General features: G+C 54.2%; 22 protein-coding genes and 1 pseudogene. 10 read left to right on the top strand and 13 right to left on the bottom strand.

Annotated elements, in window-relative coordinates; genetic code table 11:
• The first annotated feature begins 44 nt into the window (after positions 1-44).
• From NXT01_RS06670 to otsB, 3 genes are read left to right on the top strand one after another with little or no spacing between them, the layout of a single operon-like run.
• Complete coding sequence (locus tag NXT01_RS06670; protein WP_259078899.1) at positions 45-1,475, top strand: trehalose-6-phosphate synthase; 1,431 nt, start codon at positions 45-47, stop codon at positions 1,473-1,475.
• Positions 1,472-1,936 carry an META domain-containing protein gene (locus NXT01_RS06665; protein WP_259078895.1) on the top strand — a complete coding sequence of 155 codons (465 nt, stop codon included), beginning with the start codon at positions 1,472-1,474 and terminating at the stop codon, positions 1,934-1,936. The genes NXT01_RS06670 and NXT01_RS06665 overlap by 4 nt, the downstream gene beginning before the upstream one ends.
• A complete protein-coding gene (gene otsB, locus NXT01_RS06660; RefSeq protein WP_259078894.1) occupies positions 1,933-2,682 on the top strand; it encodes a trehalose-phosphatase in 750 nt (249 codons plus the stop codon). Before NXT01_RS06665 ends, otsB begins: the two co-directional genes overlap by 4 nt.
• Here the strand turns inward: otsB and NXT01_RS06655 are convergent.
• Positions 2,643-3,737: a substrate-binding domain-containing protein gene (locus tag NXT01_RS06655; protein WP_259078892.1), complete on the bottom strand. Its 1,095-nt coding sequence runs from the start codon at positions 3,735-3,737 to the stop codon at positions 2,643-2,645. The two genes, otsB and NXT01_RS06655, sit on opposite strands and share 40 nt — an antisense overlap.
• Positions 3,738-3,769: 32 nt before the next feature.
• Between NXT01_RS06655 and NXT01_RS06650 the strand changes: the two genes are divergently transcribed.
• The gene (locus tag NXT01_RS06650; RefSeq protein WP_259078887.1) at positions 3,770-4,579 is read left to right on the top strand and encodes a PHB depolymerase family esterase; all 810 of its coding nucleotides are present in this window, start codon (positions 3,770-3,772) and stop codon (positions 4,577-4,579) included.
• Here the strand turns inward: NXT01_RS06650 and rlmB are convergent.
• From rlmB to NXT01_RS06610, 7 genes and pseudogenes are all read right to left on the bottom strand, one after another.
• Complete coding sequence (rlmB, locus tag NXT01_RS06645) at positions 4,576-5,514, bottom strand: 23S rRNA (guanosine(2251)-2'-O)-methyltransferase RlmB (RefSeq protein WP_259078886.1); 939 nt, start codon at positions 5,512-5,514, stop codon at positions 4,576-4,578. The two genes, NXT01_RS06650 and rlmB, sit on opposite strands and share 4 nt — an antisense overlap.
• Positions 5,515-5,548: 34 nt before the next feature.
• Entirely contained in the window at positions 5,549-6,934 is a 1,386-nt protein-coding gene (gene cysS, locus NXT01_RS06640) for a cysteine--tRNA ligase (RefSeq protein WP_259078885.1), read from the bottom strand.
• Positions 6,935-7,034: 100 nt separating this feature from the next.
• Positions 7,035-9,112 (bottom strand): annotated as a pseudogene (nagE, locus tag NXT01_RS06630) (N-acetylglucosamine-specific PTS transporter subunit IIBC).
• Positions 9,113-9,124: 12 nt separating this feature from the next.
• Positions 9,125-9,997 carry a PRD domain-containing protein gene (locus NXT01_RS06625; RefSeq protein ID WP_259078879.1) on the bottom strand — a complete coding sequence of 291 codons (873 nt, stop codon included), beginning with the start codon at positions 9,995-9,997 and terminating at the stop codon, positions 9,125-9,127.
• Positions 9,998-10,428: 431 nt separating this feature from the next.
• Positions 10,429-10,914, bottom strand: coding sequence for a 2-C-methyl-D-erythritol 2,4-cyclodiphosphate synthase (gene ispF, locus NXT01_RS06620; protein WP_259078878.1), 486 nt, complete (start codon positions 10,912-10,914; stop codon positions 10,429-10,431).
• Positions 10,907-11,674, bottom strand: coding sequence for a 2-C-methyl-D-erythritol 4-phosphate cytidylyltransferase (gene ispD, locus NXT01_RS06615; RefSeq protein ID WP_259078877.1), 768 nt, complete (start codon positions 11,672-11,674; stop codon positions 10,907-10,909). The genes ispF and ispD overlap by 8 nt, the downstream gene beginning before the upstream one ends.
• A gap of 17 nt (positions 11,675-11,691) precedes the next feature.
• A complete protein-coding gene (locus tag NXT01_RS06610; RefSeq protein WP_259078876.1) occupies positions 11,692-12,276 on the bottom strand; it encodes a CarD family transcriptional regulator in 585 nt (194 codons plus the stop codon).
• Positions 12,277-12,688: 412 nt separating this feature from the next.
• On the opposite strand from NXT01_RS06610, the gene NXT01_RS06605 reads away from it, so the two are divergent.
• Positions 12,689-13,243 carry a hypothetical protein gene (locus NXT01_RS06605; RefSeq protein ID WP_396124760.1) on the top strand — a complete coding sequence of 185 codons (555 nt, stop codon included), beginning with the start codon at positions 12,689-12,691 and terminating at the stop codon, positions 13,241-13,243.
• A 71-nt stretch (positions 13,244-13,314) separates the two neighbouring features.
• Positions 13,315-14,691: a DNA repair protein RadA gene (radA, locus tag NXT01_RS06600; RefSeq protein WP_259078875.1), complete on the top strand. Its 1,377-nt coding sequence runs from the start codon at positions 13,315-13,317 to the stop codon at positions 14,689-14,691.
• A 4-nt stretch (positions 14,692-14,695) separates the two neighbouring features.
• Here the strand turns inward: radA and NXT01_RS06595 are convergent, their stop codons facing one another.
• Entirely contained in the window at positions 14,696-15,499 is an 804-nt protein-coding gene (locus NXT01_RS06595; RefSeq protein WP_259078874.1) for a hypothetical protein, read from the bottom strand.
• Positions 15,500-15,576: 77 nt separating this feature from the next.
• Complete coding sequence (locus NXT01_RS06590; protein WP_310470433.1) at positions 15,577-16,194, bottom strand: carbonic anhydrase; 618 nt, start codon at positions 16,192-16,194, stop codon at positions 15,577-15,579.
• A 63-nt stretch (positions 16,195-16,257) separates the two neighbouring features.
• Between NXT01_RS06590 and NXT01_RS06585 the strand changes: the two genes are divergently transcribed.
• Positions 16,258-17,175 carry an A/G-specific adenine glycosylase gene (locus tag NXT01_RS06585; protein ID WP_259078872.1) on the top strand — a complete coding sequence of 306 codons (918 nt, stop codon included), beginning with the start codon at positions 16,258-16,260 and terminating at the stop codon, positions 17,173-17,175.
• 40 nt (positions 17,176-17,215) lie between these two features.
• Positions 17,216-18,577: a lipase family protein gene (locus tag NXT01_RS06580; protein WP_259078871.1), complete on the top strand. Its 1,362-nt coding sequence runs from the start codon at positions 17,216-17,218 to the stop codon at positions 18,575-18,577.
• A 47-nt stretch (positions 18,578-18,624) separates the two neighbouring features.
• Here NXT01_RS06580 and NXT01_RS06575 read toward each other — a convergent pair whose 3' ends face one another.
• The 3 genes from NXT01_RS06575 to NXT01_RS06565 form a co-directional block, all read right to left on the bottom strand.
• Positions 18,625-19,257 (bottom strand): twin-arginine translocation signal domain-containing protein, encoded by a 633-nt coding sequence (locus tag NXT01_RS06575; RefSeq protein WP_259078869.1) that lies wholly within the window; start codon positions 19,255-19,257, stop codon positions 18,625-18,627.
• Between the two features lie 2 nt (positions 19,258-19,259).
• Positions 19,260-20,639 carry a 6-pyruvoyl tetrahydrobiopterin synthase gene (locus NXT01_RS06570; RefSeq protein WP_259078867.1) on the bottom strand — a complete coding sequence of 460 codons (1,380 nt, stop codon included), beginning with the start codon at positions 20,637-20,639 and terminating at the stop codon, positions 19,260-19,262.
• Between the two features lie 434 nt (positions 20,640-21,073).
• Positions 21,074-23,779 (bottom strand): ATP-dependent Clp protease ATP-binding subunit, encoded by a 2,706-nt coding sequence (locus NXT01_RS06565; protein ID WP_259078865.1) that lies wholly within the window; start codon positions 23,777-23,779, stop codon positions 21,074-21,076.
• 271 nt (positions 23,780-24,050) lie between these two features.
• On the opposite strand from NXT01_RS06565, the gene NXT01_RS06560 reads away from it, so the two are divergent.
• Positions 24,051-24,968 carry an SPFH domain-containing protein gene (locus tag NXT01_RS06560; protein WP_396124759.1) on the top strand — a complete coding sequence of 306 codons (918 nt, stop codon included), beginning with the start codon at positions 24,051-24,053 and terminating at the stop codon, positions 24,966-24,968.
• Positions 24,968-25,168 (top strand): hypothetical protein, encoded by a 201-nt coding sequence (locus NXT01_RS06555; protein ID WP_259078864.1) that lies wholly within the window; start codon positions 24,968-24,970, stop codon positions 25,166-25,168. Before NXT01_RS06560 ends, NXT01_RS06555 begins: the two co-directional genes overlap by 1 nt.
• Positions 25,169-25,200 lie beyond the last annotated feature (32 nt).

The raw sequence follows: 25,200 nt of genomic DNA, 5'->3' as shown, positions 1-25,200 counted from the left end.
CCTCCAAACTTTTTGGGGGAGATTTTTTAAGAGGACTAAGATGCATGAATTCCCCTCACGCGCCCACAGGCACCCATGATTTCGTGGTGGTGGCTAACCGACTACCGGTAGATTTGACTATTGATAACCTTGGGGCCTCCACGTGGAGCCCGAGCCCAGGTGGACTGGTTAGTGCCTTGTCCCCCATCTTAAGCAAACACTCCGGGTGTTGGGTGGGATGGCCCGGAGCCATCGTAGAAAAACTAGAACCCTTTCATACCGATAACGGCATTCTCCTCCATCCTGTGGAGTTGACTCGCGTCGATTACGAGAATTTCTATGAGGGCTTTTCTAATGCCACGCTATGGCCGCTGTACCACGACCTTATTGTAAGCCCAGAATATCGCTACGATTGGTGGCAGTCGTATCACGCGGTGAATGTGAAATTTGCCGAAGAGGCTGCCAGTGTTGCAGCCCCCGGGGCTACGGTATGGGTCCAAGATTATCAGCTCCAGCTCGTACCTGGCCTCTTGCGGGAGCTGCGCCCTGATCTGACTATTGGGCTGTTTTTACATATTCCGTTCCCAGCCCCGGATCTTTTTCGCCAGCTGCCGTGGCGCACCGATATCCTGGCGGGCATGTTGGGCGCTGACCTCATCGGTTTCCACCTGATATCCAATGCCCAAAATTTCCTCGATATTGTCGATCGCTACCATCCAGAGCGAGTCAGTGGATCCGTAAAGGTCCGCCAGCCAAACGCTACAATTCACACCGATGATGATCGCGTAGTTAAAGTGGCCGCCTTTCCAATCTCTATTGATCCTGAGCCCTTTGTATCAGCCCACGTAGACAGAACTCGTGTACGTAGGGAGATGGGTAATCCCGAGACACTCATTTTGGGAGTTGACCGCCTAGACTATACGAAGGGGATTTTACAGCGACTGGAGGCCTTGGAAAGTTTACTCGAGGAGGGGTTGATTGATCACCGCACCAGCTTTGTTCAGATCGCCACTCCTTCCAGAGAGCGCATCGACCACTATCAGGCCACGCGCAGCAAAGTTGAAGAGGCCGTTGGTCGCATCAATGGGCGCTTTGGGGCGCTAGGTAAGCCTGTGGTGAGCTACCATCATGCATCGCTGTCGAAGGAGCGTCTGATCGAGCTCTATAGCGCCGCCGATATTATGCTGGTCACCCCATTCAAGGACGGCATGAATTTGGTGGCTAAAGAGTATGTTGCTTGCCACGGAGACGGGTCTGGGGCGTTGGTGCTCAGCGAATTTGCTGGCGCAGCCACCGAGCTCGTCGACGCATATTTGTGCAATCCCTTCGATAGTGAATCTATTAAGGCTGAGATTCATAATGCGATGATGGCACTAGCAACGCAACCGGAAATCCCCCAGAAACGGATGCTCACCATGTACCAGCAGGTTATAACGCATGATGTTGATCTGTGGGCTCGCTCCTATCTCGACGCTTTGAAGGAATCTTCCCGATGAAACAACGTCTCTTACTCGTGGGTATTCTTGCGCTATCCGCGTGCGCACCCACCCCCACCCTAGTAGGCACCACATGGCAAGTCACCGATGTGTTTAGTAGCGCAGATCTGCCCTCGACCCTTCCAGATGATAATGCAACGAAGGTGACTATCAGTTTTGGTAATTCCACCATTGTGGGCTTCAGCGGATGTTCGCAGTTTACAGCAACAGCTAACTATAAAAAGGATTCCGCTCCGGCGCTCATCGATGAGGCTACAACTGTGAGCTTCTCGGACTTTTCCATCTCCCCCCCAGATGAGCTCGTATGCACAGCTAAGACACGCTATATCCACGATGCACTACAGGATATTCTCACGACGGGCCCGCTCGAGATTACCCGCCCGCAGCCCGATAGCATGGTGCTGCGTGAACCGCTGACAGCATCGGTGGAACCGAGAGCTATTGGATTGGCACTCCCATGATCGCCGAAGCCCCTTCCCTTCTGGTCATCTCTGATTTCGACGGAACTTTGGCAGAATTCTCTCCTGACCCCACCCATGTTCCCGTGAACCAGCGCGCCATGGCAGCCTTGAAGAATTTAAGTGTTCTGCGTGATACCACGGTTGCCATTCTCTCCGGGCGCGATCGCCGCGGCCTGGCGAGCGTATCTGGGCTAGATCCACGCGGTGATATCATTCTGGCCGGCTCCCATGGGGCCGAGTCCGAGCTCCTCGCCACCACGATGAGCCCCGAACGAGCCACGGCACTCGATAAGGTCACGGAGCGATTTGAAGAACTTATTGCAGATCTACCTGGCGCCTTTGTTGAATACAAGCCCTTTCATCGCGTTCTCCACCTCATGGCCGCCGATCAGCACAAGTCTGCCGATATTGCGGCCTTAGCCCAAGCCGTCGATATTCCAGGGGTTACTATTGCGCCTGGCAAAAATATAGTCGAAGCTGGGGTCTTAGATATCAACAAAGGTTCATGGATCCGCATAGCCACCTCGGTGTACCAACCCGATGCTGTCATTTTCTTAGGCGATGATACGACCGACGAAGATGGCTTTGACGTCTTGCGCCCGTGCGATCTATCAGTCAAGGTAGGTGAAGGATTCACCCACGCCAGGAAACGCGTGGCCGATTGTGCAGCAGTAGCAGACCTCCTCGAGGACCTATACCTCCAGCGTCAGGAGTTTTTATCCTCATCTGGGGAAGCGACTGTTTGACCAGGATTATATCCCACCTCAAGAAGAGTTCGCTGACTGATCTCTTTTCCCTGCAGTTGCTGAAAAAGAATGCGCCCAGCCCACTCCCCCTTGAGCTTATTGGGTTGGATGACGGTGCTGAGATCCTTTATCAGTGCTGTGCTCGTGCCGTCAAAACCGGTCAGAGAGAGCTGTGCTGGAATGGACATACCGTGATCTCGGGCGTAGGCCATTACTCCCAAAGCCATAGTGTCAGTGGTGCATAAAATGGCGGTCAGATGGGGATGGCTTCCTAGCAACTCAGCAGCTGCCTGGTAGTTATTCTCCATATCGTTGAGATGGCGCTCGATGATGGGCACGTGCTGCGGATCAATTCCGGCTGCCGCGAAGACCTCAAGGGCACCGAGCACGCGATCACGTTGCACATGATGCTTGGCCTGGCGGAGCCGATCGGGAAGAACTGGCCCATTATTTGGCTGTGGTGAAAGGCGGATACACAATATTCCGATTGATCGGTGGCCAGCATGGATAAGCGCCTGGGCTGCGGGAGCAATAGCTTTTTTATCGTCTATTCCCACAAAGGGAAAGCGCAGATCACCCTTGGGTTGATCGCAGATGACCCCAGGTAATCCGCGGCGCTCCACAGCGCGAAGAAAGGGTTCATCCGCTGCCACCGAGTAGATGACAAAACCATCGACCACAGCCTGGTTGAGTAAATCCACGGAATCATTCTCTGCGTGGGGACCTACAGGTATGAGAGTTAAGGAGGTTTGGCTTCCCGTCGAAGCAGTGGCCATACCCGCGAGGAAATCAACCGAAGCCATATCCTCAAATGCGTAGGTCATATGCTCGGTGAGTAGCACCCCCACGCTCCCAACCTCTTTGGTGCGCAATCCGCGTGCCATGGGGTCCGGGCCTGGGTAGCCGCGCTTGGCTGCGGTGGCTAGGATTTTCCTCCGCAATTGTGGGGATAACTCTTCGGGGCGGTTATAGGCATTGGAGACTGTGGTGCGCGAGACTCCAAGTTCGGCTGCAAGGGAGGCGAGGGAACTTCTGCGGACACGCTTTTTCTCCATACTCTTTAGGCTACTGCCTAAAATAGGACAGTATGAGTATAGAGCGGGCCGTATTTCACACCTCAACCGGCCAAGAGCGCCAGTACCTTTTCAACCCAGCGGCGCAACCTAGTGGAGATATCTTCATCTTTCTTCACGGATCCACGCAATCAGCGCAGGTAATCCGCCACTTCAGTGGCAACCAGTGGGACCGGCTCAACGATTACGGCCTCCACGTTATTTACCCCGAGGGAATCGGACGGCACTGGAATGACGGAAGAAAATACTTCGCTGAGCGCACCCGACTCCTCGAAACTGACGATGCTGCCTTTATCAACGAACTAGCCCGATCCATAGCCCCCAACGGGCGAGTATTCTGCGGCGGATTTTCCAATGGCGGCCATATGGTCTTTCGGTTGCTCCACGAATACCCAGGGCTAATATCTGGCGCTCTCATAATCGGTGCCACGCAACCGGTGGCGGAAGAATTCTTGTGTAGCGCACACGGCTATATCCCTACGCCGACACTTTTGATGCACGGCACCGATGATCCCATCATTCCCTTCGCTGGTGGCGATATTCAGTTGGTATCCCGCAATAATCGCGGGCGCGTCCTGGGCTTAGAGGACACCGCCCACTATTATGCAGTCTTGAATCGAGAAAACCGCCTAGCCACACGGGTGACGGGCTTAAGCGGCTATCAGTATCTCGACTATGGCAGTGTAGTAGCCTATATTCTCGAGGGCGTCGGCCACCATATTCCTACAGCACAACCAGTTGAATCAACGGTGCTAGGCCCTGGAACTGATCGCTTTGAGGCCGTTGACGCAGCGATAGATTTCTTCGGTTTTCAGCGCGCTTAACGACGACGCTGACGAGCGAATTCGCTGAGTACGACACCTGCGGCCACGGAGGCATTGAGGCTTTCTACCCAGCTGGCCATGGGAATACTCATCAGTTCATCACAGTTTTCCCGCACGAGGCGCGAAATCCCTTTTCCTTCGGACCCCACCACGATGACCACATTATCGGTGCCATCATAGTTATCTAGCGTGGCATTGCCGCCGGTATCGAGCCCGACCACTTGGTAGCCACTACGTTGGAATTCTTTAATCGTACGGGTGATATTCGTGGCTTTAGCAACGGGCATTCTCGCAGCGGTACCGGCGGAGGTACGCCAAGCCACTGCGGTCACGGACGCGGACCGGCGCTCAGGGATGACCACTCCGTGGCCTCCAAAGGCTGCAACGGATCGGATCACCGCACCCAAGTTACGCGGATCGGTGATATTGTCGAGCACCACAATCATGCCTTTTTCCCCAGATTCGCGCACCTTAGTGATGAGATCGTTCACGTCAGCGTATTTATATGGGGGGATTTCTAAACCGATGCCTTGATGCATCCCATTCCCGGTCATCCGGTCCAACTCGTGGCGAGCCACTTCAATCAGCGGAATCGAACGCGCGTGGGCTATCTGGACCGCCTCACTGAGACGGTTATCATTCCGCGTCCCTTCACTGATATACAAGGCCGTGGCTGGTACCCGTGCGTGTAGGCATTCAACCACAGGATTGCGTCCTACGACGAGTTCATGCTGATCATCTTTTTGGTGCCGGCCACTATTGCGACGCTCGCGCTCTAGTTTGCGCTTATGGGCCTGATGGTAGACCCGGTCTTCGGCCTTAGGGGTAGGACCTTTTCCGGCTAAGCCACGGCGTCTGACTCCGCCCGATCCTTTTTGAGCGCCCTTCTTATTTGTTTTCCGCAAACCGGGACGATTAGGTTGATTACCTGCCATTATTTTGGTCCTTTTGTGTAGTTAAAAAGCGCGCTTAGAGCGACCACTCGGGTCCGTCGGGTGTATCAGTGACGGTGATACCCGCTTGGGCGAGGCGGTCGCGGACTTCGTCGGCAAGCGCAAAATTCTTATCCTGCCGCGCCTGAGTGCGGCGCTGCAATTCGGCCTCGATGAGAACCTCGAGAGCATGGTGGGCGGCAGCAGAGTGCTGGTTTTCGCCACGCCACTGCTCACTGAGTGGATCGATGCCCAATACGGAGGTCATAGCGCGAACGGTGGCGGCGATTGCGCGTGCGCGTTCGGGGTTTTTCTCTGCCAGCGCCTTATTGCCAGCCCGGACCTGGTTGTGAATATCGGCAAGTGCACGCGGAACCGCGAGATCCTCATTCATAGCGGCTTCAAATTCTTCGGTCCACTCTCCAATCTCCACATCGGGGAAGCGGTGAATGAATGTCTCGATTCGTCGGTAGCCGCTGGCCGCCTCGACAAGTGCCGCTTCTGAGTATTCCAATACGGAGCGGTAGTGTGCGGATCCTAAATAGTAGCGCAGTTCCACGGGTCGCACTGTGCTGAGGATCTCAGGAACGCTCAGGATATTGCCTAGGGATTTACTCATTTTCTCGCCCGCTAAGGTCACCCAATGATTATGCATCCAATACTGGGCAAAGCCATCGCCTGCGGCGTGAGATTGAGCAATCTCATTCTCGTGGTGCGGGAATTGTAAATCGAGGCCACCTGCGTGGATATCAAATTTTTCTCCGAGATACCAGGTGGCCATCGCGGAGCACTCTAGGTGCCACCCGGGACGCCCGTCGCCCCACGGGGTCGGCCAGCTCGGCTCACCAGGTTTGCTCGCTTTCCACAGAGCGAAGTCGAGTGGCGATTTCTTGCCTGGATGCTCGGATTCGCACATGTCCATATCTGCTACTTTATTGCCAGATAGGGAACCATAATCCGAGCCTGCGGCGCTAACCCATGCAGTGACATCGAAATAGACCGAACCTGCGACCGCATAAGCAAAGCCGCGGTCGATCAGGCGCTGCATATAATCAATCATCTGGGTGATATGTCCGGTTGCGCGCGGCTCTACAGATGGAGGAAGCACACCCAGTTGCTGGTACGCGGAGGTGAATTCGCGCTCGTAGGTGCTCACCCATTCCCACCACGGCCGATTATTCTCTGCCGCTTTGGTGAGAATTTTATCGTCGATATCAGTGACGTTGCGTACAAAAGCTACATCGAGCCCTTGGGCTATGAGCCAGCGGCGCAGAATATCGAAGGCAACCCCAGAGCGCACGTGGCCGATATGGGGTTGGCTTTGGGGAGTGGCACCACACAGGTAGATCGTGGCGTGCCCTGGTTGAAGGGGCTCGAAGTCTCTTAACGTTCGGGTACCTGTGTCAAAGATGCGTAAATTCACACCATCAGTCTAGATTATCCACCCCATAACCGCATGTATCAGATCGTTCGATAAAAATTCCCCTAGCGCTTATACGCTAGGGGAAGGGCCTTTATTAATGTTAGGCAAGGGAAACAGTTGCGATCTCGTCCTGGGCCGAGGCTCTGTTGGCATTTACTACCACAGATTTGACCTGCTTCTTATTGGTCATTACCACAGGCGTCACAAGGTCTTTCCCAGCGGCGCGCACTGCTGCGGCATCCACTCGAATAATAGGTTGACCAGCAGTAACTTTGTCGCCCTTTGCGGCTAATTGGCTAAAGCCTTCGCCCTTGAGCTCCACCGTATCGAGGCCAATATGGACCAGCACCTCGAGGCCTTCATCAGTTTTGAGTGCGAAGGCATGCAGGGTTTTGAACAAGGTTGCAATGGTACCGGTGACGGGGCTGAGAACTTCAAAGGTTTCGATATTCTCATCGGGGACCACGGCGAAGCCTTCGCCCAACATGCCGCCTGCAAAAACCGCATCCGGCACTTGGTCGATGGGTATGACTGCACCAGAAAATGGAGCGCTGAGCTTAACTTTCTTCTTGCCGAATCCAAACACTAGATTTCCTTTTCTCCTTCGAGAGCCACCTGATGGCCCTTGAGTTGGCGGGCTACCTCGTCGTAGACGAATTGCACCTTCGGCCCAATGATCACCTGAACATTTTTCTGCGATGGGCGGATAACTCCCGCGACCCCGGCGCGCTTAATAACTTGTTCGGACACCTGGGTATTATCTTTAACAACTACACGTAGACGGGTTGCACAGTAGTCGATATTCTCCACATTGGAGCCACCACCGAGGCCATCGATGATGATGCGGGAGGCCGTTGCAACTTCTTCGTCGGTGTCCATGGTAGCTTCCGAAACCTCGGTATCTTCATCTTCGCGGCCAGGAGTGCGCATATTGAGCCATCCGATGAGGGCGTAGAAGACGAAATAGTACACCGCGAAATAGACCACACCCATAACGAGTAGCATCCACCACTCGTTGGCCAGCGGGTTCTGCGAGGAGAGCGCCATATCCACAGCGCCTGCGGAGAAGCCGAAACCGGCGGTCCAGTTCATCGAGGCGGCGATAGCCACCGAGATGCCGGTGAGTAATGCGTGGACTAAGAAGAGCAACGGGGCCACGAACATAAAGGAGAATTCAAGAGGCTCGGTCACCCCGGTAAAGAAGGAAGCAAGAGCGCCTGCCATCATCAGGGAACCGACGACTTTACGACGCTCAGGGCGAGCGCGCAGCGTGATAGCAAGAGCAGCACCTGGCAAGCCGAACATCATGACTGGGAAGAAACCAGCCTGGTAACGACCAACGTATCCGACCGCTTCGCAGACGGTACCGGTCCAATTGCCCGGGCAGGAGGCAGCGTCGGTGGCGCTAGCGGCAGCGGCGATTGTTTCTCCACCCTTAAGGAAGTTGCCGATATCGTTGATACCAATGACGTCGAACCAGAAGATCGAGTTCAAAGCGTGATGCAAACCGGTGGGGATCAGAAGCCGGTTAGCAAAACCGTAGATGCCGGCGCCAAGTGCGCCGAGACTTTGAATGGACTCACCGAAGTCGAAGAGGATGTGATAGACGAAAGGCCAGACGATATAGAGAATGCCGGCGAGCACGATAGAGAAGATCGAAGTGAGGATCGGCACTAAGCGACGGCCGGAGAAAAAGGCCAGGTAATCGGGAAGTTTGGTGTTGTGGAAACGGTTATAGACCCACGAGGCGAGGATGCCGACGATAATGCCAAAGAGGACATTTTTATTTCCTACCGCACCCCACCCGTAGGAGAGCCATTCGAGTTTGCCTGCCCCGTCAAGAGAATCAACATCGATGCCCTTATAGCCAGCGACGGCGCTGGCATTGAGCAAACTTGTTACTGTCATAAACCCGATAAAGCCGGAGAGGGCGGCGGCGCCATTGGAATCCTTGGCGAGGCCGTAGGAAATAGCCACGGCGAAGATGAGGCCGAGGTTATCAAGCACGGCTGCCCCGGATTTGATGAGGATGGCGGCTGCAAGGCTGTTTTCTCCCCACCCATTCGGGTCAATCCAATAACCGATACCCATAAGCAGAGCGGCGACCGGCAGGACGGCGACAGCTCCCATCAAAGCTTTACCGAGTTTCTGCAGACCGGTAAAGACTGCGTCTTTCATGATCTGTCCTTTCTATAGTTGAGGTGCCGACATATGATGATCCTGCATCAGCCCGTGGAGGAAAACCGCGAGATAAGCAGCTTCCCCACCGGCTGTGGGAGGAAAATCAGGGCTACCGAGAATACGGCAGATAAGCTGCCGTGCGAGGGAATATTCTGTATGCAATTGTTGGGCAATCACGGGTTGAGCTGCATTGCTGCGTACTATTCCCCCGCGAAGTCGACGAATCAGGCGAGCGATGGTGGGCTCGAGCCCGGAATCGAAATGGTCAAGATCATAAGCCGATAGATTCAAACCTTCGCGAATAAATCGAAGATATGAGGCGAGTTCATTAGCGGCGGCTAGGGAATTACGCACACTGGTTCCGCTGAGGGCGGCATTGAGGTGCAGCGCAATAAAGCCAGCTTCGCTCTTGGGCAGGGGTGTCCCGTCCAGCTGAGAATTGATATATTGCAACATCACCTCAGCGGCGGAGTACTCCAAGGGGAAAACCGCTCGAATTTCCCCGGTAATACCATTGCTGAGTAATTCATCTCGTTGCGCTCGTTCTAGGGCGAAGACGAGGTGCTCAACTAACAGAACATAGACGCTGGGATGAAGGGGCCCTAAAATATCGGTGGCGAGATCCAAGGCTTGGGAAAAATGTTCGATGAACTCGGTATCTATGGCATTTAATGATTCGAAGAATTGCGCTTGCTCTGGGCTGAGGTGGACGAAGCGTTGGTGCTGCGCTGAGAATGTGATGATATCGCCTGATTTGGCTTGGAAACCCACACCCTTAGCCACGAGGACCTGAGGGATCGTGCCCACGGTGACGAGGACAGCGTTATTACTCAGTACGCGCTTGATTTGGGCGGACTCAGTGGGGTTTAGGGTATCACTCACGGTAGAAACGCCTTCAATAGAGACTTAGCTAAAGGTATGCCAAGTGCTGGGAAACGTTCGCTTACCTCGGTTATGCCTGATCCAGCTATGCTGCTATCTGGTCAGTGACACCCAAAGTTGTTTGTATTATGTATCGATAAATGAATAAAACTCAAGGGAGGGGTGTTAGATTTTGCGGACTTTTACCCCCAACTGTGACCTATACGCAGAAATGCCTTTATCTGAGCGTCCATTTAACTGCCTTTAGTTATTAAAGTACTTAAATCTTTAGGTAACCATGCTTGATAGCCACTGGATGAAGGCTAGCGCCCCATCGCTGGCTCTTATCGCCGACTGCTCTTAGCGCACATGTCCCACCAGCGAGCGCACTCGATTCGCCGCTTCCTTTCCGGCGCAGATATCAACCCACCTAGAATCGTTCGGCTTCTCGATCAGTCTGCTACCCATACCACCGCGGTTGCGATGGCTGCCCGACCCTCGCCGCGCCCGGTAAAGCCCATATGGTCGGTGGTGGTGGCCGATAACGACACTGGGGCGCCTACGATCGTCGACATTTTCGCTTCGGCTTCTTCGCGCCTGGGCCCCATCTTCGGGGTCTGTCCCACTAATTGCACAGCGGCGTTACCGATCACGAAACCCTTAGACTCAAGCAGCTCACGGCATTCTTTCAACAATCTAGCACCGGAGACATTGTCATATTCTTTGCGGCCTACTCCAACGAAGGATCCAAGATCGCCAAGATTCGCCGCTGAGAGGAGGGCGTCGACAAGAGCGTGCGCCACGACATCACCATCGGAATGTCCCTCGCAGCCGGATTCGTGGGGGAATAACAGACAGGCTATCCAGCATGGTTGAGCGGAATCGATCTGGTGGGCGTCGGTTGCGATTCCAACACGGGGGATTATGGGCTTAGTCATCGGGGACCTCAAATATTGTCGGTTCCGCCTCATCAGTGACGGCTTTGGCCAGCATATAGTCGATGGGAGTGGTGATTTTAAAGGCCATGGGGTCACCCGCCACACAACTAATAGGCACCCCAAACCACTCCATGAGGGAGGCATCATCGGTGGCCTGGAAGTGCGGTGGCCCAGAAAAGTAGGCTGCATTCGCCGCGCGAGCTGTTTGAAGGTCGAGACCTTGCGGGGTTTGCACTGCTCGTAAGCTCTCGCGGTCGAGGGTGCGCTCCACGGTATCGCCTTCAACCACCTTGATGGTATCTGTTACAGGCAGCACCGGGATTACTGCTTTATACCCTTGCAAAACGGCCCGCGCCACCCTGGCAATCATGCCGGGCGGTGTGAGAGCGCGCGCTGCGTCGTGGACGAGCACAACCGCTTCTGGGTACGCGATCGCTTGGATCCCCTCCCACACTGAATCAGCCCGTTCACCACCGCCAAAAACTAAGCGCACGGGTATTTCAGCGTGAAGCAGACCAGCTCGCTCCAGAATCGCACGAGCATGTGCTTCCATCGCTGGGCTAATGATAACGATGACTTCATCGACAACACCAGAGTAAATCATGGCGCGTACTGAGCGCTCGATGAGGGTTTTCCCCCGTAGTGCCACATAGGCTTTGGGAAGATCAGCGCCAAGACGTGAGCCCTTGCCCGCCGCTGCGATAAGAGCCACCACAGGACGGGCAGGAAGCTGAGTTACCTGATCTACACAACCACCCATCGTTATATTTTGGGGTCCTAGTCTTTATCGTCGAAGCTCAGATCGTCGAGTTCCACGGGTGTGTCATCGAGATCTTTGGACTCTTGATCAGCCTGGGGGGATACCATCTGGTGGCGGATGATCGTGGCATCCACTTCAGCGAGGATATCTTCTGCCTGCTTCTCATCTTTAATCTGCGCAAGCGCTAATTCACCTACCAGAACCTGGCGCGCCTTTGCCAACATCCGCTTCTCGCCAGCGGATAGGCCCTTCCCCTGATCGCGGCGCCATAAATCGCGCACAACTTCGGCTACCTTATTAACATCACCCGAGGCCAGGCGTTCCTGATTGGCTTTAAAGCGCCTGGACCAGTTACCTGCTTCCTCGACGTCGGTTTCACGCAGGAAACCAAAGACTTTTTGCAGCCCAGCATCGTCGACTACATCTCTGACCCCGACACGCTCGGTATTCTTGGATGGTACGCGCACGACTAAATCAGACTGATGAATCTGCAGGACGAGATATTCAACGGTTTCACCGTTCATCTCGCGCTCTTCGATCGCCTCAATGACGGCTGCACCGTGGTGCGGATAAACTACGGTATCGCCGACTTTGAAATCCATAACCAAGTCTCCTTTATGAGCAAATTTACTTCGGGCTACAATCTTTTCCACATCATCTCAGCTGTCAACCCAGCATTATTGCTAAGCGGTGGCGATTGAAAAAGCGCGCAGTGACCAAATCTTTTCATATACTAACACGTCACAACAACGGGAAATGGATACGAGGAGGTGGCCTTTGCTCGCGGGCTACTGGATATCTCTTCTCAGAGAAGATCAGAATATTATTTAGCTCACAGTTTTTCTGTCTATTCCGTCTTTCCATTGACCCCACATCACACCTTTTAACCACAAAAGTGAAGGCGTCGTCCTAGCTACCGGCTAAAGTGGTAGAGAATCACTATAATTTTCTACCAGCTCAAGAATTTTGTAGCTCCACAGCCATGAACATACCTTTAATTGGAGGACGCGTACCGTGAAGCCTTTTAAATCCACTCGCCGGCTTAGTGCCGCTCTTGTACTTGCCAGCGCTTCGGCCATGGTTCTATCCGCTTGCTCGGCAGGTCAGATCTCTCAGACCTCCAGTCAGGTAGCGGCGGTTGATGGTGCTTCAGCTGAATCCTCCAACGGCGCTATCGCGGTGCGCGACGTGACCGTTCAGGTTGCCCCCGATGGCACCGCTGGGGTGAAATTTACTGCTATTAACCAAGACGACACCAATGCTGATCACACCCTGAAATCCGTCAGCATCGATGGTGTGGAGGCAAGCCTTAAAGGCGATAGCTCTTTAAAGCACGGGTGTAGCTTGGTAGCTAATATCCCCTCTGAAATGAAGAAATTGGTCGAACCTAAGGGCGCTTGCGTCAACCATATCAGCACCACCATTGCTAACCCGGGCTTTTCCTACGGCGGCACCAAAGAGGTGACTTTCGTCTTCGACGATTCCTCGATCGTGGTTGATGCCACCACTGCGGCCCCCGTACTCGAATCTGGCCAGCACGACCGCGAACACAGCCATACCGAGCACTAATATTCTTTCCTTTGCTGCGCTGATCGCTTCGATGAGCGCAGTATTTTTTTGACCTTTGTAAGGTAGAGGCTATGGCGAAGAAAGTACGGAGCACTCATATCTGCGCGGAATGTGGCTATTCCTGCCCCAAGTGGCTAGGACGGTGCCCCGAATGCGGTACCTGGGGATCCATGGAAGAGAGAATGGTCCAACCCGTAGCCCACCAGGTCCCTTCCGCAGGCACAGCTCTCACGCCAACATCCCCCGCTACCTCGATCACTCGCATCAATCCTGAAGATGCGCCCTCGGTGAGTACCGGAATCGGAGAACTCGACCGAGTTCTAGGAGCCGGAATCGTCGCCGGATCTGTTATTCTGCTGGCTGGCGAACCTGGGGTTGGTAAATCCACGCTCCTTTTAGAAGTGGCCTCGAAGTGGGCTAAGGAAAAAAATCCCGATGGATCTCCTCGTATCGCCCTATACGCTACCGCCGAGGAATCTGCTGGCCAGGTGCGTATGCGCGCGGAGCGCACCCACGCTTTAGAGGAAAGCCTCTACCTCGCAGCCGAATCCAATGTGGATATTCTCTTTGGCCATATTGAAAAGTTGCAACCAAGTCTGCTCATAGTCGATTCTGTGCAGACTATGTCTCTTAGTGGTGTTGAGGGCGTATCTGGTGGGGTGGCGCAATCACGCGCAGTCACCGCAGCGTTAACAACTGTGGCTAAACGCTCTGGAATACCTATTATTTTGGTAGGTCACGTCACCAAGGACGGCACTGTGGCCGGCCCGCGCGTTCTCGAGCATCTCGTCGATGTGGTTTTGAATTTTGAAGGTGACCGGCACTCTAGTTTGCGTTTTCTGCGTAGTATTAAAAATCGCTTCGGGGCCACCGATGAGGTGGGATGTTTTGAGCAGCAATCCGACGGTATCAAGGAGGTCGCAGATCCCTCGGGGCTCTTCCTCTCCCATCGAGATTCCACCCCCGATGGCACTGCTGTCACGGTAGCCATGGATGGTGTGCGTCCAATTTTGGCAGAAGTGCAGTCACTAGTGGTACCTACTGAATCCAAAAACCCCCGGCGCGCCGTTACTGGGTTGGATGCCACCAGGGTTCCCATGGTGCTCGCTGTATTATCAGCGCGCGCGGGCAAACGGACCCACGACAAGGAAGTCTATGTGGCGACCGTTGGAGGGATGAAGGTGGGTGAACCCGCAACCGATCTGGCAATCGCTTTAGCGACTGCCTCAGCAATGGCGAGGAAATCGCTTCCGCCTCAAACTGTGGTTTTAGGAGAGGTGGGTTTAGCTGGCGAGATTCGACGGGTCCCCCATCTTGCACGTCGCTTAGCAGAGGCTAAACGGCTGGGTTATCAGCAGGCGATTATTCCGCGCACGGAGGAAAAAATAGAGGGCATCACCGTCTTTACGGTTGATACCCTCCTCGATGCGCTGAGACTTTTTCTATAGCCTCCTATCCCAGTTTGAAATCGAAAGGCTGGGAAGCATTGGAGCCCATGACGGTGTGCAAATAGTAGGCTCCGGCTGGTACTGGTTGTCTATTGGCACAGCTTTCAGGGGTTGAGGTAGTCCGAGACCAGCGCGCTTCAAATTTGCGCTCTTTGCCTGCCGGGAATATTTGAGTACCGAGCCCCACGGGGGCGTTGCAATCAATATCTGCCCACATGCGGCTATTATTCGCCAGCTGGTAAACCTCGAAGCGTAAAACATCAGAAGTAAGATCAATGGAACAGTCCGCTTCGGTGGGATTCTTCACCGTCATGAAGAAGCTCGGGAGCTCCTTATCGTTATAGAAAATCTTGTCAGCTGAGGCGGTGATCATCAGGTCAGCTAATTCGCAGGTCTTTTTCACTTCAGGTGCTTGCTCGTTTGCCGGGTTTTCCGGTGGAAGAGTGGGATCGACTTCTTTTGCTGGTTGGTCCGCGCTTTCATCCGAGGGCTCGAGGGTGATTGTGACACTCGGTACGCTCGTCTTTTCAGGCTCGTCCAAGGCGATGACCGCCTTTGTTGAGGTACTGGTGACAGTCGATGCGACGGGGGCAGAATTATCGCTACCCCGAGTTGTTAGTAGGAAGATGAGCGGCAGCGCGATGGCCGCAACGATAATGATGGCGGCCCAACGACGGCGTCGATAATAAATCTCGGGGAGCCTTTTCGGCCCAGCATGATCAGCATGGTCGGTACCCCGCCGTCGGGGAGCTCCTGGTGCAGGTGACTGCGGGCGGGAATAACTGGAATGATTATCTCGGCGATCCACACCCTAAGCCTAAAGCGAAACTACCTAACAAGCGCGCTTAACCGGCGGTGTGTTGCCAGTATTTTCTCTCAGTCCCGTCAAAAACCTGCGGTTTTCACGGTATCTACATGGCCATCGACGATACTGTAGTGGGCAGCTACCATTGCGGTCTCACCCTTTTCAACGGCAGCGTTAATCACCGACGATAATTGAGTTATTTTGCGCATAATCGCCGAAGCATGTTCCCGCTCGAAGTCTGCCGAGCTGTGAAAACCATGACTCTTTGCCTCCAAGATGGACGGGGCAATTTGCTCCACGATGGCTCGCTGATGGCCAGTGGGCACTTGTGCTCCCTCAAGAACCACCTGGGCAGCAGCTTCAACGGCACCACAGGAAGCGTGTCCAAGGACCACAACCAATTCCACTCCGAGATTGGCCACCGCAAATTCGAGGGAGGCTAGTACCGCGGTATCGACGACTTCGCCAGCGGTACGAACCACAAAGGTATCACCCAAGCCGACGTCAAAAAGCAATTCAACCGGAACTCTCGAGTCGCCACACGTGAGTACAGCGGCGCGAGGCTCTTGCTTCAAAGATAATTCAGCGCGTCGGCTCACTGATTGATTGGGGTGCTCCGGGGCGCCTTCGGCGAAGCGGCGATTGCCCTCAAGCAATCCCTTCCACACGGCTTGCGGGTCCCGCGATAAACCTGTCATAGTGAGTATTTTTACACGGCGGTAGCGCTGGTGGAAATAGGCACGATAGAATAGAGCGTTCTCATGCACACATCACCATCACCTCAGCTCCTCCCTCCAGAAGATTTAGCGCATATTCAGAATACTGTTATTCAGTGGTATTCCCATAACGCCCGGGAGATTATTTGGCGCACGCCAGCGACGAGCGCGTGGGGCATCTTGGTCAGTGAAGTGATGAGCCAGCAAACCCCGGTGGCTCGTGTGGAACCTCTCTGGCAGGCGTGGATGCATCGGTGGCCGGAGCCGCGCGATCTGGCCCATGCTCCCACCGCCGATATCTTAAAAGCATGGGACCGTCTCGGCTATCCGCGGCGAGCATTACGGCTAAAAGAATGCGCTACCGTCATTGCCCATGAGTATGGCAATGAAGTGCCCAGTGATCTGGGCTCATTATTGTCGTTGCCAGGAATTGGCACCTATACAGCCGCTGCGGTTGCGGCTTTTGCCTTCGGCCAACGAGTACCGGTACTAGATACCAATGTGCGTAGGGTACTCTCGCGTCTCATTTACGCCCGCTATCTTAATCCTAAAAGCTCTACCAGCAAGCGTGAATTACGTGAGCTCGAGGATTTGCTTCCCGCTAGCGACGCTCCTCAATTCTCCGTTGGACTTATGGAGTTGGGGGCACTCGTTTGCAAGACCATTCCCGCCTGTGATCGATGCCCCTTAACTGGCCTATGTGCGTGGCAACGAGCTGGATGCCCCGAGCCGAGCACTCAAGAACGGGAGATAGCACGTCACAGAGTACAAAAATTCAGTGGAACCGACCGCGAGGTCCGCGGCAAAATTATGGCTGTGTTGCGCCACGCCGAGCACCCAGTCAGTGCGATGGATTTGGCCACGATATGGCCTGACAGTGAGCAGTACACGCGCGCCCTGGAGGGGCTTATACGAGACAAACTGGCCCAAGAAAGCAATGGGTTCTTCCATCTTCCCCACTAGAATCTATTATTTTTTCATCAGACTCGGTTAGATTGGTGGTATGAAAAGTAGACAACGCCTTATCGGGGCCATTTCAGCTATTGCTCTCAGCGTGGGAAGTTGTGTTCTTGCAGTACCCGCAGTAGCCCAATCCTCAGTCAATGATGTAATTGCGGGTGTTGATTGGGCCGGGACACACCGAACTGATGCGTGGGTTGAATCGCCTATCGACGATGCTTTTTACGCTACTCCTGAGGTTATGGATCCGCGCCCGGGTGCAGTCTTAAGAACTCAGCCGGCTCCCCATCTCCTCAATACTTTCGGCCCGCGATTTCCCGCATATGCACAGAAGATCCTCTATACGTCCACCACTCAGGATGGCCGCCCAGTTCCAGTCAGTGGCTATATTATGGAGCCTCGGAACCCATGGCGCGGACCGGGCCCTGTGCCCACAGTGATCTTTGCCCCCGGCACCCGTGGTCAAGCAGATATTTGCGCTCCCTCGCGCGGTGCATACCTTCTGGGATCCTATTCACGCCCTGATAAGGCGCTGGGAATCAACTACGAGATTATCGTGCAATATCATCTCCTGGAGCTCGGGATGAGGGTAGTGAACACGGACTATATAGGTTTGGGAACTGAGGGGGTGCACACCTATGTCAATAATATTGAAGAGGCTCACGCGGTTCTGGATGCTGCCCGCGCAGCACTATCTGTAGCCAACGTAGACCCGCGCTCCCCCATTGCCTTCTACGGTTATAGCCAAGGTGGTGGCGCTGCTGCAGCAGCCGCGGAATTTGCCTCGAGCTATGCCCCCGAACTCAATGTTAAGGGGACATACGCCGGTGCGGTACCAGCTGATCTCCCCCAGGTCATCAAGGCGATCGACGGCTCGAGCATTTCCGGTGTCCTGGGAATGTCTATCAATAGCTATGCGGCACGCGATCCGGAATTTAGAGCGATCGTAAAGGAATATCTCAATGAAGCTGGTGAGGAATTCTTAAGGCGCTCAGCACGTAGCTGCCTAGCAGATGCCGCCGTCGACGATGGACTCAAAACTACAAGGTTCTTTACCAAAGATGGGCGCACACTAAGCGAAAGTCTCGGCAGCGATCCGCGGATTATTAAGATTCTCGACCGCCAAAAACTGGGAAGAAAGAAGCCAAGCGCTCCCATTATGGTGGGCTCGGCAATTCACGACGATCTCGTTCCTAATGCGCAAGTGCGCCAACTAAGTCGCGACTACTGTCAGCTAGGCGCTGAGGTCTACTACTTCGAATCATCACTTCCGGTCATAACCCCGAGCATTCCTTCCGGGCTTAATCACGCGGCGCAGGCCTTTGGTGATCTGCCTGAGGCTGCACGCTACCTATACGATCGCTTCCTGGATCGCCCGGCTTTGAATAATTGCCCAGCAACATAGTCACCCGAAAATAAATGACCTCCCCGCAGACTGGGGAGGTCATTTACTTAGAAGGGGAATGTTTTCCACCAAGGGGTTTGGGTTCGAGGGCGTGGCTTCGGGCGCCGCCGGCGCGGTCGCTTCGGTTGCTTCGGCTGCTCAGGTCGTTCTGGGCGCCGCGGCCGGGAGGGGACTACCTGAAGCGAGCTTGAGAATGGTTGACCAACAACAAACTCCTGGGAAAAAACCTCATAATAATCGTTGTGATCGGTACTAAGCTGTGCGGTTGCTAGAAGTCGTAGCCCTGTTGCAGGCTCACCGGTCCACTGCAGTTCGAAGATCGATGTCACCTGTGGCGAGATGGCTTCTGGCAGGCGGAAATTCCACACGCCATCTTCTGATTTGAAGCCGTGGTCACCTTCGAGAGCTGGAATGGCCTGGGAAGCCATACCAATAAGTCCAGCTGAATCCAGCTGGCGTGCATTCATGCGGATATTCACTGCATCCAGCACCATATCTGTCGGATTGGATATCACGAGGTAACGCGGTAGACCAGCGGGATTTAGTTCAGCGAAATCAAGAGTAATAAGCTCCGTTTGCGCTTGCCCATGAGGGCGCGCTGCTGCAGGTAGCGCACTGGATGCGACCATAACGGCACCAGTTACGGCTATCGATGTCATAAAATCACGGCGAGAGAGCATCTCTACTGCCCCTTTCGAGAGATTCGGAAAATGCCACCAATGGTGCCCTGCCACCAGGTTCCATAGGAGTCGATGGTGCCCACCATCTGAAGGGTGTCAGTACCCAAAAGAGTGACTAGCCCTGGTAGGCGTTGAGAATATACGGTTTGGCCGGTCTCAATATCGATGGCAACGGCGTTGACGGTAATCCCATTAGCAAGACCGGCAGGTCCTCGAGGGCGTTCGCAGGTATAAATCAACCCATCTGCGGCTGAGTATCGCGGGACGGCGGAGGAATAGATATCTTCTCGCCTCCACACCTGCTTGAGACCGCGAGCGCCTAGATCCCAGCGCTCAAATCCAGGGGAGAAGAGATCGTGAGCTGGCATGGAGGGGCCGGCCCCCTCTGGATAGCGAGGATAGGGATAACCATAGGTGCAGGCGGCAATAATCGTATGACCGATGCCGATCATGGAATTCTCGCTGCCAGACTTAAATGGCATGAAAAGCCCCGCTCGCCCCAGCTCCTTGGCAGTTGCTGTCTCGTAGACTACGACGGACTCCTGGATATCCCCGTTATCGGTGAGCATGAGGTAGTCGCTGCCATTTGGCCCAAAGAACGTGGGCGAAGCCCCGGAGCCGTACGCCAATTTTCCGGGTTTACGGTGTGAGCCGTAATCGTAGCCCACAGACCAAACGACCTCCGGCCGACCGCTGCGCCAATCAAGCAGATACATCCCGCGGTTGGTGATGACCGAGACACCCTCGGGGGCCGAGGAAATGGAGTTATCTACTCGCTCCCCGGTGGGATCGAAGTGGTTGAGGGTGATGCCGCGCACCTCGCGGAGATTTTCATCCATAACGGCCACCCGGCCGTTACGCGAGGCCAGCCAGACACGACCTGACCAATCGGGGGTCAATCCCACGATCTGGTCTCCAGGCTGCTGAGAGAGAAAACTTGATAGATCAGCACGCTGATCAACATAAAGAGCAGACCCAGATGCATCGTGTGCGACGCGAATTAGTGTTCCGGTACCGTCGGTGACCACCATGCGATTGCGGTGGTCGATATAGGCGTATACAGCCCCAAGCAAGGCGCCCTTAGGAATTTCCAGCGAGCTGAGAAGAGATCCATTGGGGTGGAGGAGGGAGATCTTTGGTTGCAGAAACGTGAGGTCGCTGCCAAAGCGCTGGGTGGTGAGGACCTGAATGAAATCATCGTGGCCTACCAAGACTGTGGGGCAGGCTCCACCCAAGTTGAGGGCTTGTATATCCCAAGGTCCTGCGCCCGGCCCGGGCAATGGGGTGCAGTCCGAGGCCTGGGCGTCGCCATGCATAGTGGCGGTTCCCAATGGCCCCAGAAATGGGTTGGGTTGCGCGTTGTAATGTAATTGCGTCTTCATTGTCTAAGGGAGATATCTTTCAGTAATCTTCGAAACTATTCGAAGCTGCCTAAGTTGAACCTCAGCAATTATAGGTGTCATATCAACGTCTACCGATTCGTGCCCGGCGCACCCCAGGCCGGCCTCAAATCGGCTCCAAAATATTCAAAAAATACTTAAGATCGCTTAGCATTTTCACATAAAAAGCTCTCCGCACCCCCTCGGGGGTATGGAGAGCTATCTCTTAGTTCTGCGGAGCAATAACCCGCCGCCTTGCTACGCCAGCCCTCCCCCCATATTGGGCCACCACAGCCCGTTCGTCCGCTGACTCATGGGCGGTATGGTGATTAATTTCACAATTAACCCGCCAAAATCTCTTTATAGCCACAGCCAAAAACCGCCCCCACACCTTTACGCGGGGGGCGGTTTTTCAACACTAAAACAGTGGACTTATCTTAAGACTCGCGATCCTCATCCTCGGGGGAATCTTCTGCTGTCAAAAAATGTCGGCCTCGCTCTCCATCAGCGGTAGCGCTTTCAGATTCCTCCTCCGGGGTAGGAGCTTCACTAGCCTCAATAACTTCTTCTTGGGCTTGTTCCGCGGGGCTGAGCCCAGGCAAGTCAGGCAGTGGCTTTGGGCGGGGGCTAAAGGTGAAAGTTGCATCCGCAATATTCTTAGATTCACCATCCCAGCCGTCAACATCCACGGTCACAATCTCACCGGCACCTATTTCACCGAAGAGGATCTTCTCGCTCAAGGCATCTTCGATCTCCCGCTGAATGGTGCGGCGCAAAGGACGAGCACCTAGCACTGGATCGAAGCCGCGTTTGGCCAGAAGATTCTTAGCCTTTGTAGATAGCTCAATACCCATATCCTTGGCAGCAAGTGCCTTCTCCACGCGAGCGATGAGCAGATCCACCATCTCCACAATCTCGCTTTGGGTGAGCTGGTGGAAGACTACAATATCGTCGATGCGGTTGAGGAATTCGGGCCTGAAGTGCTTCTTAAGCTCGTCGTGGACCTTATTCTTCATCCGCTCGTACTGGCCCTCGACGCCGTTATCGTCAGAAGAGCTAAAGCCGATACCGACTGCCTTAGAAATATCTCTCGTGCCTAGGTTCGACGTGAAAATCAAAACAGTATTCTTGAAATCCACCACTCGCCCTTGACCATCGGTCAGCCGGCCATCTTCGAGCACCTGCAGCAGGGTATTGTAAATTTCCTTGTGCGCCTTTTCGATCTCGTCAAAAAGTACCACGGAGAATGGTTTGCGGCGAACCTTCTCGGTTAATTGGCCGCCTTCTTCATAGCCCACATATCCTGGAGGGGCACCGAAGAGACGGGAGGCTGTAAAGCGATCGTGGAATTCACCCATATCGATCTGGATCAGCGCGTCATCTTCCCCAAAGAGGAAATTCGCGAGTGCTTTTGACAGCTCCGTTTTACCCACACCTGATGGGCCGGCAAAGATGAAGGAACCGGAGGGGCGACGCGGATCCTTAAGGCCGGCCCGTGTGCGCCTAATGGCACGCGCTACCGCCTTGACGGCATCATCTTGGCCAATAATGCGCTTGTGCAGCTCGTCTTCCATATGAAGCAGGCGCGAGGATTCTTCCTCGGTGAGCTTGAATACGGGGATGCCCGTCCAATTGGCAAGCACCTCAGCAATCTGCTCTTCGCCTACCTCGGCGATATCCTCGAGATCACCGTTACGCCATTGCTTTTCCTTCTCATCGCGTTCTTCACCGAGTGTGCGCTCTTGATCACGCAGACCCGCAGCTTTCTCGAAATCTTGGGCATCAATGGCGGCTTCTTTTTGTTTGCGCACTTCAGCAATGCGCTCATCAACTTCGCGCAGGGATTCCGGCGCAGTCATTCTCTTGATGCGCATCCGGGCACCCGCTTCGTCGATAAGATCGACAGCTTTATCGGGTAAGAAGCGATCATTGATATACCGTGAGCTCAAATTCGCTGCGGCGGCCAAAGCTGTATCCGTGATAGAGACTCGGTGGTGAGCCTCGTAGCGGTCGCGCAGCCCCTTCAAGATCTCGATGGTATCTTCCACCGATGGCTCAGGAACATTGACGGGCTGGAAACGGCGCTCGAGCGCAGCATCTTTTTCAATATGCTTGCGATACTCATCAAGTGTAGTTGCACCGATAGTTTGTAATTCACCACGTGCCAGCTTCGGCTTGAGCAGGGATGCAGCATCGATGGCGCCTTCAGCAGCGCCAGCACCAACAAGAGTGTGAATCTCATCAATGAAGAGGATAATATCGCCGCGCTGGTTGATTTCCTTGAGCACCTTCTTCAGGCGCTCTTCGAAATCACCACGATAACGAGAACCTGCGACTAGCGAGCCTAAGTCGAGGGAGTAGACCTGCTTATCCTTGAGGGTCTCAGGAACCTTGCCATTGACAATATCTAAAGCTAATCCCTCGACAACAGCAGTTTTGCCGACGCCTGGTTCACCGATGAGCACTGGATTATTCTTCGTACGACGCGAGAGCACCTGCATAATGCGTTCAATCTCTTGCTCACGGCCCACAACGGGATCCAGCTTACCTTCACGCGCTGCCTGGGTAAGGTTTCGGCCGAACTGATCTAAAACTAGGGAATTGGAGCGGTCCTGGCCGCCGCGGCCCCCGCGCGGGCTGGAATTGCCTACGGTACTGCCGGCACCCACTGCCTCTGGCCCCTCGGGATTATCCTTATTCTCCCCCTCGTAGCCGGAAAGTAACTGAATAACCTGTTGACGCACCCGAGGTAGATCAGCGCCGAGTTTCACTAATACTTGAGCTGCTACCCCATCGCCTTCGCGAATGAGCCCAAGGAGTAGAAATTCGGTGCCGATATATTTGTGCCCCATCTGCAGTCCCTCACGAAGGGAGAGTTCGAGAACTTTTTTAGCTCGAGGCGTAAAGGGAATATGACCAACGGGAGCCTCGGAACCTTTGCCGATAATATCTTCCACCTCTTGGCGCACGGCCTTGAGTGAGATGCCCATAGACTCAAGGGCTTTGGCGGCAACACCTTCACCTTCGTGGATAAGACCTAAGAGAATGTGTTCGGTACCAATATAGTTGTGGTTAAGAGTGCGTGCCTCTTCTTGAGCCAGCACGATAACGCGCCTAGCTCGGTCGGTAAAACGCTCGAACATGGTATAAGTGATCTCCTTTTGTCTCTACAGCTAATAGCCCTTATGTTATCGCAGGAAAAAACACTCTCGGCGATCAACGTTCGATCCAACAGTCATCAAGGCGGTGTTTTTCCAGTCCACGGGTAGTTTTTAGAGCTGTACGCCTGTAGCGAACACCTAGACAATCGCCCTTTTCAGACCCATTTCCCCAGTGGCTTCTATTGGCGGCGGAGCAGTGCTAGCGTAAAAAAGTGATATCACTTTTTATCCCCTCAACGCCTAGGAGAGCTCTATGGACGCCCCGCTCCAAGTCCCAACCGCAAGCAATACCAATATATCCATCAATGAAGTACCAGCTCAGTCCTTCCGGGGTGCCACAGCAGTAGCAATTATGCTCACCTCCTTCATCCTCGTAATCCTCGCGGCCCTAACCGCCTTTGTTATCCCCGACGTCTGGGCGGACGGCCTCGTAGGGTTTTTCGTAGTAGTGCTAGGTTTCATTCTTCTTCATATTCGTATCATTTCTCCTGGACAAACGCTCATTGTGCAGTTTTTTGGTTCCTACAAGGGCACTCTTCGCGCTGATGGCTTACACCTGATTTACCCCTTGCATACGTCCAGGAAAATCAGCGTCAGGGTTCGTAATTTCGAGACTGCGACGACCAAGGTCAACGATCTCAACAGCAACCCGATTACGATCGGTGCTATTGTCGTCTGGCAGATCACCGATACCGCGAAAGCACACTTCGCCGTAGAGGAGGTGGAAGACTTTATCCAATCCCAGGCTGAATCAGCATTGCGCCACGTCGCCACCACACACCCCTATGATTCCCAAGATGTTGACCATATTCCATCACTAAGCGGCAGTACCGATCTCGTCAGTGAGGAATTAGCTCGAGAAGTTGCGGCACGTGCCGTCGTTGCCGGTATTGATATTATCGAGGCGCGAATTTCTTCACTCTCCTATTCCCCAGAGATCGCTCAAGCAATGCTGAGGCGGCAGCAAGCCTCTGCCATTGTCGATGCCCGCGAAACTATCGTGGAGGGTGCGGTCTCGATGGTTGACTCAGCGCTGGAACAAATCGAACGCCGCAATATTGTCGACCTAGATCCTGAGCGTCGCGCCGCGATGGTATCCAACCTCTTAGTGGTGCTGTGCTCGGATACCTCGACTCAACCTGTGGTTAACGCCGGTAGTCTATATAGCTAGTGGCACCGCGTAAAGCCCTCCCCCTCAGACTCGATCCCGCTATTCACCGCGCTGTTAAGCAATTAGCTGACGATAGTTTTATCAGCGTCAACGCTCAAATCGAGATTCTTTTGCGGGAGGCACTTAAGAACCGAGGGCGCCTGCCTCGCGATATTGGTGATATCCCGAGACCGGGTCGACCTAAAAAGACCGAAGGATAAATAAAGGGAGCCGCCTTTTCCACGTAATGGAA

The sequence above is a fragment of the Corynebacterium sp. ES2775-CONJ genome (genome assembly GCF_024814515.1).
Classification (GTDB): Bacteria; Actinomycetota; Actinomycetes; order Mycobacteriales; family Mycobacteriaceae; genus Corynebacterium.
This window is presented reverse-complemented; position numbering and strand designations above follow the sequence as displayed.

Bases quoted from the DNA above. Each gene is read 5' to 3' on its own strand.
- NXT01_RS06670 (WP_259078899.1), top strand. From the start codon at position 45: ATGAATTCCCCTCACGCGCCCACAGGCACCCATGATTTCGTGGTGGTG.
- NXT01_RS06665 (WP_259078895.1), top strand. From the start codon at position 1,472: ATGAAACAACGTCTCTTACTCGTGGGTATTCTTGCGCTATCCGCGTGC.
- otsB (WP_259078894.1), top strand. From the start codon at position 1,933: ATGATCGCCGAAGCCCCTTCCCTTCTGGTCATCTCTGATTTCGACGGA.
- NXT01_RS06655 (WP_259078892.1), bottom strand. From the start codon at position 3,737: ATGGAGAAAAAGCGTGTCCGCAGAAGTTCCCTCGCCTCCCTTGCAGCC.
- NXT01_RS06650 (WP_259078887.1), top strand. From the start codon at position 3,770: ATGAGTATAGAGCGGGCCGTATTTCACACCTCAACCGGCCAAGAGCGC.
- rlmB (WP_259078886.1), bottom strand. From the start codon at position 5,514: ATGGCAGGTAATCAACCTAATCGTCCCGGTTTGCGGAAAACAAATAAG.
- ispF (WP_259078878.1), bottom strand. From the start codon at position 10,914: ATGACTAAGCCCATAATCCCCCGTGTTGGAATCGCAACCGACGCCCAC.
- ispD (WP_259078877.1), bottom strand. From the start codon at position 11,674: ATGGGTGGTTGTGTAGATCAGGTAACTCAGCTTCCTGCCCGTCCTGTG.
- NXT01_RS06610 (WP_259078876.1), bottom strand. From the start codon at position 12,276: ATGGATTTCAAAGTCGGCGATACCGTAGTTTATCCGCACCACGGTGCA.
- radA (WP_259078875.1), top strand. From the start codon at position 13,315: ATGGCGAAGAAAGTACGGAGCACTCATATCTGCGCGGAATGTGGCTAT.
- NXT01_RS06590 (WP_310470433.1), bottom strand. From the start codon at position 16,194: ATGACAGGTTTATCGCGGGACCCGCAAGCCGTGTGGAAGGGATTGCTT.
- NXT01_RS06585 (WP_259078872.1), top strand. From the start codon at position 16,258: ATGCACACATCACCATCACCTCAGCTCCTCCCTCCAGAAGATTTAGCG.
- NXT01_RS06580 (WP_259078871.1), top strand. From the start codon at position 17,216: ATGAAAAGTAGACAACGCCTTATCGGGGCCATTTCAGCTATTGCTCTC.
- NXT01_RS06575 (WP_259078869.1), bottom strand. From the start codon at position 19,257: ATGCTCTCTCGCCGTGATTTTATGACATCGATAGCCGTAACTGGTGCC.
- NXT01_RS06570 (WP_259078867.1), bottom strand. From the start codon at position 20,639: ATGAAGACGCAATTACATTACAACGCGCAACCCAACCCATTTCTGGGG.
- NXT01_RS06565 (WP_259078865.1), bottom strand. From the start codon at position 23,779: ATGTTCGAGCGTTTTACCGACCGAGCTAGGCGCGTTATCGTGCTGGCT.
- NXT01_RS06560 (WP_396124759.1), top strand. From the start codon at position 24,051: ATGGACGCCCCGCTCCAAGTCCCAACCGCAAGCAATACCAATATATCC.